Below are 12,561 nucleotides of genomic sequence, written 5' to 3'. Positions count from 1 at the left end.
GTGTTAGACCTCCGCCCTGGCGACGCGGTTGACGACCTGGATGGCGCGCAGCGCGGCGCCGGTGGCATGTTGCGCGGCCCGGTTCACGTCCAGCGCATCGGACGCACAGCCCGCCGCGAAGACGCCGCCGTTCTCGGGCGCGGCCTCGATGAAGCCCTCGCGGTTGATGACGATCGACACCGGGAAGTCGTCCTTGTCCACCGACGGCTCCATGCCGATGGCGAGCACCACCAGATCGTGCGGCTCGGCGAAACGGTTGTAGCCTTCGGTGTCGACGCCATGGACGACCGGGTTGCCGTCCTTGTCGGCGACGATCGAGGCCGGCTTGGATTTAATGAACTTGATGCGCTGGTTAGCGCGGACCTTGTTGTAAAAGTCCTCGAAACGGTCGATGGCGCGCAGGTCGATGTAATAGATATTGATCTCGGCGTCATCGGCGAAGGCGTCGGCGACATAGGTCGCCTGCTTGAGCGAGGCCATGCAGCAGATGCGCGAGCAGTGCAGCAGATGGTTGCGGTCGCGCGAGCCGGCGCACTGGATGAAGGCGACCTTTTTCGCTTCCTTGCCGTCGGAGGGACGGATCAACTTGCCGCCGGTCGGGCCATTGGGGTCGGCCAGTCGCTCGAATTCGACGCTGGTGATGACGTTGGCGATCCGGTCATAGCCGTAGGGCTGGATCTTGGCGGCATCGTAAGGACGCCAGCCGGTCGCCCAGATCACCGCGCCGCAGCGGAATTCAACGGTCTCCTCGCGCATCTCCAGATCGATGGCGTCATATTGGCAGGCGGCTTTGGCCTTGTCCGCGTCCGGGGTACCGATGATGGCGGGATCGAGCACATAACGCGCCGGATGCGCCATGCGGTAGGGCAGATAGGCGCCCTTGCGCTTGCCGAGACCATAGTTGTAATCGTCGTCGAACTCGGCCTCGACGGCCGTGCCGCAGTCGCCGCAGGCGGTGCAGCGTTCGTTGACATAGCGCGGGGAGAGCTTGACGGTCGCGGTGTAGTCGCCCTCGCGGCCCGTGAGTCCCATCACCTCGGCCAGTGTCAGGATGGTCAGGTTCGGGTTCATCTTGGCGCGGCGCTGATTGATTTCCAGACCGCAGGTGGGGAAACAGAGTTTCGGGAAATATTTATAGAGCTGGGTGACGCGGCCACCCAGATAGGGACGCTTTTCAACCAGCACGACCCGTTTCCCGGTCTCGGCGGCTTCCAGCGCAGCGGTCATGCCGCTGATGCCACCGCCGACCACCAGAATGGTCTCATTGGTTGCGACGACTGCCGTCATGGACTTTCCTCCGTCTTCGCGGATATGGCGTGGCGAACGACTCAGCGGTGAAGGGACGGGGGAGGTCTGCGTCGTTCAGGTGATCCGGTGCGGTGGGAACGCCCGAATATCGGAATTTGCTAAGGTACCCCCGCGAGGGGTCGCGGCTATGCCGGGGGCTTGAAATACGGATCGTAGTTTTTGATGCTTTGATGGAGGGGGGTTATGCTCGCCCGAGCGGACGGTAATCATCCATGGATCGATAGGAGGACAGGAATGTTGAACAGGTCGAGTATCCGCGCTCCCCAGGCCGCCTGGTGCGCGCTTCTGCTCTGTGTCACCGCCTCCACCGGGATGGCGGAGCCGACTACCGCGACCGCGACAACCCCGGTGGTCGGCCTGGAAACGCCGGCGATCAAGCCGGATCTGGTGCTGGCGAATCTCTATCGTGAAGGCGTCGAGCTGTCCGACTATTGGGTCAGCGAGAAGCTCGACGGCGTGCGTGCCTACTGGGACGGCACCCGACTGATCAGCCGGGGCGGACAGCGGATCGAGACGCCGGACTGGTTCACGGCGGATTTCCCGAGTGTGCCGCTGGACGGCGAGCTCTGGATGGGACGCGGAACCTTCGAGCAGCTGTCGGGAACGGTCAGACGCCAGGAGCCGGATCCGCAAGCCTGGCGATCGGTGCGTTACATGGTCTTCGACCTGCCGGGGCTGTCGGCCCCGTTCGGCCAACGTCTCCAGGCGCTCCAGCGACTCCTGGCCGGCTCAGCGAATCAGCGTATCGCCGCCGTCGAGCAATTCCGGGTCGCCGATCACGCCGACCTGATGGAGCGGCTCGCCGCCGTCGTCCGGGCCGGTGGCGAGGGGCTGATGCTGCATCGCGATGGATCCGCCTATCGGGCCGGACGCACCGATGACCTGCTCAAGGTCAAACCCTATCTGGACGCCGAGGCGCGGGTGATCGCCCATCGACCCGGCAAGGGCAAATACGAGGGAATGCTGGGCGCGCTGGTGGTGGAAGAACCGGACGGGCCAAGGTTCCGTATCGGGACGGGTTTCAGCGATGCCGAGCGGCGATCACCGCCGCCCATCGGAAGCACCGTGACCTTCAGGTATCAGGGCCGCACGAGCGCGGGGATTCCGCGCTTCGCGAGCTTCGAGCGTGTGCGGGAGACCGATTGAGAAGGCTCGGCTCAGAAACCCATTCTCGCCAGGTTTCTCAGCACATCCGCCTCGATCTGACGGTCGAAGCGACCGGGAGACCCGTCGATTCGATCCCTGGCCTGGGGATCGGCCCAGGGATGGAGCCGGGGGGCGAGTTCCGCTTCTGGCCATCGGCGGTCCTCGGGGCGATGGTTGGCTCCCCTGGGATTCTGGTCGGCATGGAGGTCTGGCATGATCGGAGCCTCGTGTCGTGTGGAATCGGTGGACGGACATCTCAAAGCAAGAAATCTGCCCGAAAGGGTCAAAGCCAAGATGGGGGATCGACTCAGCGATGAAAACCCGCCGATTTCCCCCTGTTCCTGGGGTTGGCTCCGTTCGTTTCACCTTAATTCTTGACCGCCCTCGCCCTCGGCGTCCGAGCATCAAGTCTCATCACGCGATGAAACCGAGCGATCCAAGGTCGATTGGAGTGCATGAGCGGGCCGACTTGCCCTGACGCGGTGCGCTTCGCCTTCGAGTGCGAGAGGATCGTCCTAGTCGCTCCCGGCCCGGTTCCGAACCATCTCCCCGCGCGGGGAGATGGCCAGGCGACCGACCTCAGAGCTGGCGGCAACTCTCCAGCTTCAGAGCGGATTTGGTGCGGCCCGATGGGCTGCCCTGCTCTTCCATGGCGCGGACCACGGACATGCCGTCGACGACCTTGCCGAAGACGACATGCCGGCCATTCAGAAAGGGCGTGGCGACGGTCGTGATGAAGAATTGCGAGCCGTTGGTGTTGGGTCCGGCGTTCGCCATGGAGAGGATGCCGGGCTCGTCGTGCTTGAGGTCGAAATTCTCGTCCTCGAATTTCTCGCCATAAATGGACTTGCCACCGGTGCCGTTGCCGTTAGTGAAGTCACCGCCCTGGATCATGAAGCCGGGGATGATGCGGTGGAAGGGACTGCCCGCGTAGGTCAGATCCTCGCCCTTTTCTCCGGTGCAGAGGGCGCGGAAATTCTCGGCCGTCTTGGGCACGACGTCGGCGAACAGCTCCAGCGTGATGGTCCCGGCCGGCTCCCCGCCGATGCTGACATCCAGGGCGACCTTGGGGTTGGCGGCCAGGGCCGAGGTGACGGTCGTGGCGAGCAGGAAGCCAGCGAGCAGAATGGGTGATGTTTTCATGGGATTTCCTCGTGGTTGAAGATCAAGGGGTGATGGGAAACCTTCGACAAGGCGAGCGCGTCGTGGAGATGGTGAAAGACGATCCGGTCCTCTAGCCGGCCTCCCGGAGTTCCGCGAGGTCCGGCGGAGGAGGAAAACGGGCCACCAGGGCGTCGGGCAGTTCACCCCGACCGGCCTGATAGATGGAGCCGGATTCCAGCATGATGCTGACCATGATCGCAAGCAGGAGCGGAACCACGCCGATCCGCGCCCACACCGCCCCGCCCATGTCCTGGGATTCCAGCTTGTGTCGCTCCATCTCCTGCATCACGGGCGGCAGGTCGCGAATCCGAGCCTCGCTCCGGCCCCCTACCCCACCGCCGAACAGGGCTAGGCTCAGGATCGCGGCGCAGACCAGATAGGCGACGAGCAGGAGACGATAGCGCGAGGCCGCCAGCCGCCAGTGCGCGGCGACGAACCAGGATGACCGCCTCGCTCCCCGCCTCGCCCGCCAGTGGGTGAAGACGATCAGGACGAGCGAACCGGCAAGCGGCGCCAGAACCGCGATCCATTTGAACCGCGCGATGGTCGAGTCCGGCGGCGCCATCGAGCCCGCCAGCAGACCGACGCCGATGAGCAGGTTGAAGATGACCAGATTGACCATCGCCAGCTCATGCGGGGACTTGGCCTGCTTGCGGGTGGCTTCATCGACGTCGAACAGCATGCGTGCGGTTCCCTTGGGCTCAGCAATTGGGACAGGGCTGTACAGGCAGACCGCGGCGGATCCAACCGGGGCCGGCCTTGCTTCCCGCCATGCCCTCGGGGACGTTATGGATATTGGTGAAACCTAGGGACCGCAACTCCTGCTGAAGGTAACCACTACGGTTACCGGTGCGACAGATCAGGGCGATCGGGGCGGATTTGTCTCCACCGACCTCCTTCAAAACGCGATCAGCGAAACCACTGGGGTCCTTAGGGTTGCGCATGTCGATGCGTCGCGCCATCGGAGCAACGCCTGTCTGACGCCACTCGCCCGGGGTCCGGATATCGACCAGGGTGATTTCCCCCGCCTGGGCCTTGGCGAGCGCCGCCTCCGGGGTCAGGGTGAGTCCGGAATCCGCGGCCTGCGAGCAGCCGATGGCCAGGAAGCTGGCGGCGATCAGGACGGCGAGTCGGCGAATAGGTCTGTACAGCATGATGATCTCTCGGTGTTGAAAGTCGGAAGGCTCGACATGGCCTAGAGGCCCGCGCCTCCAGAGTGGGGGCGCGACCGTTATATACTCGTGGCCAGTCGAGAATCTCTAAAAAAACACGGAGTGCCGTCAATGACAACGTCCATCCTCGTCGGTAAACAGGGCGATACGTCCGTTTCACTCCTGCCGCGCCTGGCCAACCGGCATGGTCTGGTGGCCGGCGCGACCGGAACCGGCAAAACGGTCACGCTCCAGCGGCTTGCCGAGCAGTTCAGCCGCCAGGGCGTGCCCGTATTCCTGGCCGACATCAAGGGCGACCTGGCCGGAATCAGCCAGGCCGGCGGCGACAATCCGCGTGTCGCCGCCCGTGTCGCCGAGATGAACCTGGAGCAGGAAGAGGGCTTCGTCCACGCCGCTAATCCGGTCATGTTCTGGGACATCCTCGGCGAACAGGGACATCCGGTGCGCACCACCATCAGCGAGCTGGGCCCTATGCTGCTGTCGCGCCTGCTCAATCTCAACGAGGTCCAGGAGGGCGTGATCAACATCGTCTTCCAGGTCGCCGACGAGAACGGCTGGCTGCTGCTCGATCTGAAGGATCTGCGCGCCCTGCTCGCCCATGTCGCGGACGAGGCCGAGAGTCTGCGGACCCGTTACGGCAACGTCTCCAAGGCCAGCGTCGGCGCCATCCTCCGGTCGCTCCTGGCCCTGGAGCAGCAGGGCGGCGAGAAGCTCTTCGGCGAGCCGGCGCTGGCGTTGCAGGACATGATGCAGACCGATGTGGCCGGGCACGGCTACATCAACGTCCTGGTCGCCGACAAGCTGATCCACTCGCCCGCGCTCTATTCCACCTTCCTGCTCTGGCTGCTCTCCGAACTGTTCGAGGAACTGCCCGAGGTGGGCGACCCCGACAAGCCCCGGATGGTGCTCTTCTTCGACGAGGCGCACCTCTTGTTCGACGACGCCCCCAAGGTCTTGCAGGATCGCATCGAGAAGGTGGTCCGGCTCATCCGCTCCAAGGGCGTGGGCGTCTATTTCGTCACCCAGAACCCGATCGACGTGCCGGACAAGGTGCTGGGCCAGCTCGGCAACCGGGTTCAGCACGCCCTGCGCGCCTTCTCGCCCAAGGATCAGAAGTCCGTGCGGGTGGCCGCCGAGACCTTTCGCCAGAACCCGGCCCTGGACACCGAGGCGACCATCACCGCCCTAGGGGTCGGCGAGGCCCTGGTCTCGACCCTGGACGAGGACGGCGTGCCCGGCATGGTGCAACGGGTCTTGATCGCCCCGCCCGGCAGCCGGCTCGGCCCCATCAGCGAGGCGGAACGCCAGGACATTCTCGACCAGTCCCTGGCCAAGGGTGTCTACGATACCCCGGTGGACCGTCATTCGGCCTACGAGATCCTCGAACAGCGCGCCCAGCAGGCGGACGCGCCCGATATCCCGGATCTGTCGGGCTATCTCGGACGCGGCGGCCGGACGGCGCCCTCGCCCGCGAACCGCCGCGAGCCGAGCCCCAGGACCGGGAACCGCCCGAGCCCGATCGAGGCGTTCGCCACCAGCGCCATGCGCTCGCTTGGAACCCAGGTCGGGCGTCAGTTGGTGCGCGGCATCCTGGGCTCCCTGCTCGGAGGGACGCGCGGACGCTGATTCTCCGAGAGCCTCACCAGAACGGAGCGCCCCCGATCCCCCAGGGATCCGGGGCCAATTGAACCTTTGCCTATCACCCGCCTCCAATGTTGCAGTGCACAAATTCCGATCGGGTCAAGCCCGACCCTGTCCGTGCACCGCCACCGCTGGCGCTCCGGATTTCACCGGAGGTTGTCGCGCACCGTCCCAGGTTGGGCCGGGGCGCGGCCTCCGAGTCAGCGGTCATGATCGCCATCGACCATTCGGCGGAGGTTAGCCATGTTCGACACCTTGACCGCTCCGGTGACCTCCGGTCACGCCATCCGACTCAAGGATGGAACGCCCTGCCGCCTGCGCCCGATCGGCCGGGATGACCGTGAGGCCATGCTCGCCTGCTTCGCCGGACTCTCGCCCGAGTCGCGATGGCAGCGCTTCTTCGGCGCCAAGCCCGCGCTCACCGAGAGCGATCTGGCCTTTTTGACCAGCGCGGACGGGCATGACCACATCGCGCTGGGCGCCTTTCGGTTGAACGCCTGGGGCGAGGAAATCGAGGTGCTGGGCGCCGCGCGTTGCATTCGCCTGGGGCCTGGCTCGGATACGAGCGAGTTGGCGATGGCGGTCATCGACGCGGCGCGGGGGCGCGGCCTCGGCAAGGCGCTGGTCAAGCAACTGGTCGTGCTGGCCCGCCGCGAGGGCCTGCGCCGGTTCAGGTACGAGGTGCTGACGGCGAACAAGGACATGCGGGCGCTGGCGGTCAGTCTTGGCGGTCGTGTCCATGGGCTGGACGACGGCACCCTGACCTACGACTACGACTTCGCCGAGCCCCAGGCGGAACCGGCCGACAGCCTGCCGCCCTGGCTGGACCCTTTCGCTATCACGCGCCTGGCCATCGACGCCTGGTCCGCCAGCCTGCATCGCCTGCTCAATGCCGCGCACTGGATGACCTGGCCGATGGCCGGCGATGGGCCGTCTCAGCCGGCGATCAGAGCACGGTAGCGCGCCCAGTCGAAGGCCGGACCCGGATCCGTCTTGCGACCGGGCGAGATGTCGCTGTGTCCGGTGATACGCCTAGCCGTGATGGCCGGATAGCGGATCTGGAGACAGTGGGTGGCGTCGGCGAGCGTGCGGTATTGCGCCTCGGTGAAGGGCACATCATCCGCGCCTTCCAGCTCGATCCCGATCGAATAGTCGTTACAACGCTCGCGCCCATCGAAGCTGGAGACCCCGGCATGCCAGGCGCGCCGCTCGCCGGGGACGTACTGGATCAGCCGACCATCGCGACGGATCAGCAGATGCGCCGAGACGCGCACCGAGGCGATCGGCGCGAAATAGGGATGAGCGGTCGGATCGAGCCGATTGAGGAAGAGATCATCGATCCAATCCCCCGCGAACTCGCCGGGCGGCAGGCTGATGTTATGGATCACCAGCAGATCGATATCGGTCCCAGGCGGCCGCTCGTCCTGATTCGGCGAGGGACGCCGCTCCGCCCCGGTCAGCCAGCCGGCGGGGTCGAGGCCCCAATCAGGGGGTTTCATGGACGTCATGCTGTTGTCGCTCATGCTAGATTTTCTCGGAATCCGTCGGTCGCTTGCGCAAAGCGATAAGCGTCCTCACCCAACAGGCCGGCACCTCAAGCTCGATGTCGCAGCGTCTCGATCACCAGGGCCAGCGCGCGTGACGACTGGCGGCGACCGGGATAGTAGAGATGGTAGCCCGTGAAGGGCGCGCACCAGTCATCGAGCACCCGGACGAGCCGCCCAGCCGCGATGGGCTCCAGCACCATGTCCTCGGGCAGATAGGCCAGCCCAGCGCCCGCCAGTGCCGCTTGCCGCATCGGCGGGCTGCTGCTAGAACCCTCGACAGCTTGGGCCAGAGGATGGTCTCGGCGGCATGGCCGGCGGTGGTGATGCGGATGGTTCCCGCCGGCTTGTCGCGCAGATCACGGCGAGCGCCACGGCCAGAAAGGCGACCAGGTCATCCAGGCTCTGACGCGGCATTGATGAATCGCTCTCATAAGGTCATCCCGATTCTCCCATCTTATCACTGGGTCTCGCGGCGGCTAGAGTGTGAGCATCCCGTGTCGACCTCCGCTCGGCACCCGCGATCCAGACCGGTAGACCCATGATGCAAACCCGCCAATCAGACACCGCCACGCGCCACCCAGGCGCCGGGACGCTGCGCGGTATTCTGCTGCTCCTGGCGGCGACCGTCCTGTTCGCCGGCATGGATACCACGACCAAGATCCTCACCGCCCACTACGAGGCGCCCTTGGTCATGGCGATGCGCTACATCGTCCATGGCCTGCTGATGGTCGTCTTCCTGGCGCCGACCCAGGGGCGAACGCTCATCCAGACGCAGCGGACCGGTCTGGTCCTGGTGCGCGCGGTGTCGCTGGCCATGGCCTCGCTCTTCGTCGCGCTGGCGCTGCGGCGGATGCCCGTGGGCGAGACCGTAAGCATCGTGTTCCTCGCCCCGGTGCTGGTGGTGCTGCTCGCGCGTCCGATCCTGGGCGAGCGCATCGGCTGGCTGGGCTGGCTGGCGGCGGTGACCGGCTTCGTCGGCGTCCTGCTGATCGTGCGCCCCGGCGGCGGACTCGATCCGACCGGCGTCCTCTTTGCCCTGTGCGGGGCCGGCGCCACGGTCGTCTACTTCCTGCTCTCGCGTGTCCTGGCCAGCACGGAACAGACGCTGAGCCTGCTGTTTTATGCCGCCCTGGTGGGCGCCCTTGGCTTCGGGGGCTCACTGCCCTGGACCTGGGGCGGACCGGTGCCGACGACGCTGGAGCTGATCCTCTTCCTGGCGATGGGCGTCGCCGCGGTCTTAGGGCATTTCCTGCTCACGGCGGCCTATCGGCAGGCGCCGGCCTCGCTCCTGGCGCCGATGAGCTATCTGCAACTCCTCTGGGTCGGACTGCTCGGCTGGCTGGCGCTCGGCCATGTGCCGGATCACCTGAGCCTGCTGGGCATGGCGGTGGTGGCGGTCGCGGGCGTGATGAGCGCGCTCGCCGCCCGCGCACCTGGGCTGCGCCTCCCGTTTCGCGGGCCGGCCGCCGTCGCGCCGACCACGGCGTCCGCACCCGTTTCGCCGTGACGCCTGATCGTCCGTCCCTCTCCACAAACATTACGCACTGATACGAGGAAAACGCCATGAACTTCGAATTCCATAACCCGACGAAATTGATCTTCGGCGCCGGCACGCTGTCGCGACTGGGGCCGGTGACGCGCGAATACGGCCAGAAGGCCCTGATCGTCACGGGCGGCGGCAGCGTTAAGCGCAGCGGCGCCTTCGATCGCGCGGTCGCGAGTCTGACGGACGCCGGCGTCGCCCATGCCGAATGCACCGACGTGGAGCCCAACCCGCGCATCACCTCCGTGGTGCGCGGCGCGCGCATCGCGCGCGAGGCAGGGTGCGAGGTGATCATCGCCCTGGGCGGCGGCAGCACCATGGATGCCGCCAAGGTCATGGCGGCGGCGGTCCTCTATGCCGGCGACCCCTGGGACATGATCGGTCACGGCCAGGAGCACTGGCACATTCCGACCCAGGCGCTGCCCATCATCACCGTGCCGACCCTGGCCGCCACCGGTTCGGAAATGAACTGTGGCGCGGTCATCTCCAACGATGCCACCAAGGTGAAATCCTTCGTGCAGGCCGAGTGTCTGTATCCGAAAGTGGCCCTGGTCGACCCCGAGCTGACCCTGACCGTGCCCAAGGACCAGACCGCCTATGGCGTGTGCGACCTCATCACCCATGTCACCGAGGGCTATTTCAACGGCGTGGACGGCACGCCCATCCAGGACCGCTTCGCCGAAGGGGTCATCATCAACGCCATCGAATGGGGCCGCCGGGCGGTGGCCGACGGCCGCGATCTGGACGCCCGCGCCCAGGTCCAGTGGGCCTCCATCGTCGCGCTCAATGGCTGGGTTCAGGCCGGTGTCGGCATGGTGCCGCCGGTGCACATGATCGAGCACGCCCTCTCCGCCCACCACGACATCCCCCATGGCGCGGGGCTGGCCGTGGTCAATCCGGCCTGGATGCGCTTCGCCGCCAGGGCGCGTCCCGAGCGCTTCGCCCAGTTCGCCCAGCGCATCTTCGGTCTGTCGCCGGACGGGAAAGACGCGCTGACCCTGGGCCTGGCGGGCATCGCGGCCTACGAGGGCTTCCTGCGCGAGATCGGCTGCCCCACCCGCCTGTCGGAGCTGGGCATCGGCGACGCGCTGTTCGAGGCGTACGCCAAGGACGCCGTGCTCGTGGTCCATGACGATCAGGGCCGATTGCTGGGTCGCCCGCCCATGACGCAAGACGACATCGTCGCGGTGCTGCGCGCGGCCTTGTAGCCCGGCTCGCGCGCATCAAGCCAGTTGGTCCTGAAGGCGATCAAGGAGAATCACCGGCCGCGCCTTGCGGAGATCTCTCGGTTCTCAGCCAGGCTCCGTTGTCGCGGACGGTTCGGGCGGGATGCTCAATCAGGGATACCGCAGGGCATCGGCCTCAACACCGCGCTCCTGGATGCTCATGCTCGCCGGCAGATGCACCAACAGGTAGTCGATCAGGCTGCGGACCGAGGGCAGCATGCCGCGTGGGCTGGGGTAGAGCAGATAGATGCGGTGCGTCGTCGCCGTCCAGTCCGGAAGCACCTGCGTGAGCCGGCCGGTTCTGATGTCACTCGCCACGATCGGCTCCGGCAGCAGGGCGATCCCGATGCCATGGATGGCGGCCTCCAGCAGCAGACGCAGGTCGTTGGCGACCAGGCGCGGTGAGACTGGCACGACCAGGGTCTCCGCTCCGGGTCCGTTCAGCTCCCAGCGCATCCGCCCCTCGAACAGCTCCAGTGGCCGACCCAGGGTCTCGCACCCCGACAGGGCGCGCGGCGCGCTGGGCGGGTCGATTCGCCCGAGGTAGGCCGGGCTGGCCACCAGGAGGCGCCGGGCGTCGGCCAGGGGTCTGGCCACCAGGCCGGCTGAATCCTCGATCTCGAGCCGGGAGCGCAGGACCAGATCGACTCGCTCCTCGATCAGATTCACCTCGCGGTCCGTGGAATCCAGAATCAGATCGACCTTGGGATGCCGGGCCAGGAAGCCCGGCAGGATCGGCGCCAGATAGCTTTGCGCCATCAAGGGGGCACAGCTCATCCGCACCGTCCCGGCCGGCTCCCGACGCAATTCGGCGATGCTTTCGTAAGCGACACGGGCACCCTCCACCGCCGCCAGGCAATGGTCATAAAACCGCTGGCCGGCCTCGGTTAGCGCCAGGCTGCGCGTCGAGCGTTGCAGCAAGCGCATCCCCAGACGCTGTTCCAGGGCCGCGACCCGCCGGCTCAGCCGGGTCTTCTCGACCCCGGTCGCCCGCGCGGCGGCGGAGAAGCCGTGGTGCTCCACCACGGAGGCGAAATAGACCAGATCGTTGAAGTCATCCACGGCCGTGATTGATGCCTTGATGCAGCAGTCCTTGCCAGTTTCGCCATCTTATCGCCTGATTGTTGCACCAGCCCCCTATTTCTCAGGCCGTTGCTGGTCGCCGTGCGGACCATGGCCGCCACTGATCGCTGGCGCATGGCGGCTGAGTATCCCTGGATCAGGCGGCGTCTCGTCGCTCCCCAAGCGGGTCATCGCTCACCGGGAGTCCATCTTCGGTAGAGGCACGGCCGCTTAGCCTGTACGGAGATACGCCGTATGGATAAAGAGCCAGGAGGTAAAAACCATGTTTTCCATCGAAATGGAAACCACGATCGATTACGCAGGCAAGGTGCATCTACCGGAACACTATCGCCAGTTCTATGGCAAGACCGCACGGCTAGTGTTACTCGTGTCCGATGACGAATAAGGGGTCGCCGTTTCCCGTCTCTCCGAGACAGCGTTGGAAAAGGTCTGGATTCTAGCTGTCCAATTTGGGGAGGATGCCTGCCGGACCCGCAAAGACCACTCGGCGGAAAACCTGGCGTCGATCCGCCGGATGGCGTTGAATCTCCTGCGTCGCGACAGCTCCTCCGGCCCAAGCCCGCGCCGCCGCAAACGCCGCGCCGTCCTCGACGAGGCGTATCGCTGGCATCTACTCTTCTGGGGACGCACACCAGCGACCACCACATAGCGCGATTGACCGGGGATAGGGGACCGCCGATCGCCAAGACCGATACCGATTGAAGACATGAGGCGTTCGCCGCTTGCGATCC

General features: G+C 66.0%; 14 protein-coding genes and 1 pseudogene. 7 read left to right on the top strand and 8 right to left on the bottom strand.

What is annotated here, in order from left to right; genetic code table 11:
• Window positions 1-3: 3 nt before the first annotated feature.
• Window positions 4-1,287 carry a CoB--CoM heterodisulfide reductase iron-sulfur subunit A family protein gene (locus CKO27_RS05655; protein ID WP_200373907.1) on the bottom strand — a complete coding sequence of 428 codons (1,284 nt, stop codon included), beginning with the start codon at window positions 1,285-1,287 and terminating at the stop codon, window positions 4-6.
• A 255-nt stretch (window positions 1,288-1,542) separates the two neighbouring features.
• Between CKO27_RS05655 and CKO27_RS05650 the strand changes: the two genes are divergently transcribed.
• On the top strand, window positions 1,543-2,454 hold the full coding sequence (locus CKO27_RS05650) for a DNA ligase (RefSeq protein ID WP_200373906.1): 912 nt from the start codon (window positions 1,543-1,545) through the stop codon (window positions 2,452-2,454).
• 11 nt (window positions 2,455-2,465) lie between these two features.
• Here the strand turns inward: CKO27_RS05650 and CKO27_RS05645 are convergent, their stop codons facing one another.
• From CKO27_RS05645 to CKO27_RS05630, 4 genes are all read right to left on the bottom strand, one after another.
• Window positions 2,466-2,669, bottom strand: a complete 204-nt coding sequence (locus tag CKO27_RS05645; RefSeq protein WP_200373905.1) for a hypothetical protein — start codon at window positions 2,667-2,669, stop codon at window positions 2,466-2,468.
• Window positions 2,670-3,033: 364 nt separating this feature from the next.
• A complete protein-coding gene (locus CKO27_RS05640) occupies window positions 3,034-3,597 on the bottom strand; it encodes a peptidylprolyl isomerase (RefSeq protein ID WP_200373904.1) in 564 nt (187 codons plus the stop codon).
• Between the two features lie 91 nt (window positions 3,598-3,688).
• On the bottom strand, window positions 3,689-4,300 hold the full coding sequence (locus tag CKO27_RS05635) for a hypothetical protein (RefSeq protein WP_200373903.1): 612 nt from the start codon (window positions 4,298-4,300) through the stop codon (window positions 3,689-3,691).
• Window positions 4,301-4,319: 19 nt separating this feature from the next.
• Window positions 4,320-4,772 (bottom strand): rhodanese-like domain-containing protein, encoded by a 453-nt coding sequence (locus CKO27_RS05630; RefSeq protein ID WP_200373902.1) that lies wholly within the window; start codon window positions 4,770-4,772, stop codon window positions 4,320-4,322.
• A 129-nt stretch (window positions 4,773-4,901) separates the two neighbouring features.
• Here CKO27_RS05630 and CKO27_RS05625 point away from each other — a divergent pair, with 129 nt between their 5' ends.
• A complete protein-coding gene (locus tag CKO27_RS05625; RefSeq protein WP_200373901.1) occupies window positions 4,902-6,416 on the top strand; it encodes a helicase HerA-like domain-containing protein in 1,515 nt (504 codons plus the stop codon).
• 258 nt (window positions 6,417-6,674) lie between these two features.
• Entirely contained in the window at window positions 6,675-7,391 is a 717-nt protein-coding gene (locus CKO27_RS05620; RefSeq protein WP_200373900.1) for a GNAT family N-acetyltransferase, read from the top strand.
• Here the strand turns inward: CKO27_RS05620 and ampD are convergent.
• Both ampD and CKO27_RS05610 read right to left on the bottom strand, forming a co-directional pair.
• On the bottom strand, window positions 7,367-7,954 hold the full coding sequence (gene ampD, locus CKO27_RS05615; protein WP_200373899.1) for a 1,6-anhydro-N-acetylmuramyl-L-alanine amidase AmpD: 588 nt from the start codon (window positions 7,952-7,954) through the stop codon (window positions 7,367-7,369). The two genes, CKO27_RS05620 and ampD, sit on opposite strands and share 25 nt — an antisense overlap.
• Before the next feature lie 71 nt (window positions 7,955-8,025).
• Window positions 8,026-8,286, bottom strand: a pseudogene (locus CKO27_RS05610) (LysR substrate-binding domain-containing protein); the annotation flags it as partial.
• Window positions 8,287-8,516: 230 nt separating this feature from the next.
• Between CKO27_RS05610 and CKO27_RS05605 the strand changes: the two are divergent.
• Window positions 8,517-9,485, top strand: coding sequence for a DMT family transporter (locus CKO27_RS05605; RefSeq protein ID WP_200373898.1), 969 nt, complete (start codon window positions 8,517-8,519; stop codon window positions 9,483-9,485).
• 56 nt (window positions 9,486-9,541) lie between these two features.
• Window positions 9,542-10,729, top strand: a complete 1,188-nt coding sequence (locus tag CKO27_RS05600; RefSeq protein ID WP_200373897.1) for an iron-containing alcohol dehydrogenase — start codon at window positions 9,542-9,544, stop codon at window positions 10,727-10,729.
• Window positions 10,730-10,858: 129 nt separating this feature from the next.
• On the opposite strand, the gene CKO27_RS05595 is transcribed toward CKO27_RS05600, so the two are convergent.
• Window positions 10,859-11,809 (bottom strand): LysR substrate-binding domain-containing protein, encoded by a 951-nt coding sequence (locus tag CKO27_RS05595; RefSeq protein ID WP_200373896.1) that lies wholly within the window; start codon window positions 11,807-11,809, stop codon window positions 10,859-10,861.
• 283 nt (window positions 11,810-12,092) lie between these two features.
• On the opposite strand from CKO27_RS05595, the gene CKO27_RS24920 reads away from it, so the two are divergent.
• Window positions 12,093-12,215: a hypothetical protein gene (locus CKO27_RS24920; protein WP_276570131.1), complete on the top strand. Its 123-nt coding sequence runs from the start codon at window positions 12,093-12,095 to the stop codon at window positions 12,213-12,215.
• Between the two features lie 129 nt (window positions 12,216-12,344).
• A complete protein-coding gene (locus CKO27_RS25255) occupies window positions 12,345-12,479 on the top strand; it encodes a hypothetical protein (RefSeq protein ID WP_420825815.1) in 135 nt (44 codons plus the stop codon).
• Window positions 12,480-12,561: the final 82 nt, after the last annotated feature.

It is taken from the genome of Thiocystis violacea (genome assembly GCF_016583575.1).
GTDB lineage: Bacteria > Pseudomonadota > Gammaproteobacteria > Chromatiales > Chromatiaceae > Thiocystis > Thiocystis violacea.
The sequence above is the reverse complement of the archived record's forward strand: the minus strand, read 5'-3'. Positions and strand labels throughout refer to the sequence as shown.

Bases quoted from the DNA above. Each gene is read 5' to 3' on its own strand.
- CKO27_RS05625 (WP_200373901.1), top strand. From the start codon at position 4,902: ATGACAACGTCCATCCTCGTCGGTAAACAGGGCGATACGTCCGTTTCA.
- CKO27_RS24920 (WP_276570131.1), top strand. From the start codon at position 12,093: ATGTTTTCCATCGAAATGGAAACCACGATCGATTACGCAGGCAAGGTG.
- CKO27_RS05645 (WP_200373905.1), bottom strand. From the start codon at position 2,669: ATGCCAGACCTCCATGCCGACCAGAATCCCAGGGGAGCCAACCATCGC.
- ampD (WP_200373899.1), bottom strand. From the start codon at position 7,954: ATGAGCGACAACAGCATGACGTCCATGAAACCCCCTGATTGGGGCCTC.
- CKO27_RS05620 (WP_200373900.1), top strand. From the start codon at position 6,675: ATGTTCGACACCTTGACCGCTCCGGTGACCTCCGGTCACGCCATCCGA.
- CKO27_RS05600 (WP_200373897.1), top strand. From the start codon at position 9,542: ATGAACTTCGAATTCCATAACCCGACGAAATTGATCTTCGGCGCCGGC.
- CKO27_RS05655 (WP_200373907.1), bottom strand. From the start codon at position 1,287: ATGACGGCAGTCGTCGCAACCAATGAGACCATTCTGGTGGTCGGCGGT.
- CKO27_RS25255 (WP_420825815.1), top strand. From the start codon at position 12,345: ATGGCGTTGAATCTCCTGCGTCGCGACAGCTCCTCCGGCCCAAGCCCG.
- CKO27_RS05640 (WP_200373904.1), bottom strand. From the start codon at position 3,597: ATGAAAACATCACCCATTCTGCTCGCTGGCTTCCTGCTCGCCACGACC.
- CKO27_RS05635 (WP_200373903.1), bottom strand. From the start codon at position 4,300: ATGCTGTTCGACGTCGATGAAGCCACCCGCAAGCAGGCCAAGTCCCCG.
- CKO27_RS05650 (WP_200373906.1), top strand. From the start codon at position 1,543: ATGTTGAACAGGTCGAGTATCCGCGCTCCCCAGGCCGCCTGGTGCGCG.
- CKO27_RS05605 (WP_200373898.1), top strand. From the start codon at position 8,517: ATGATGCAAACCCGCCAATCAGACACCGCCACGCGCCACCCAGGCGCC.
- CKO27_RS05630 (WP_200373902.1), bottom strand. From the start codon at position 4,772: ATGCTGTACAGACCTATTCGCCGACTCGCCGTCCTGATCGCCGCCAGC.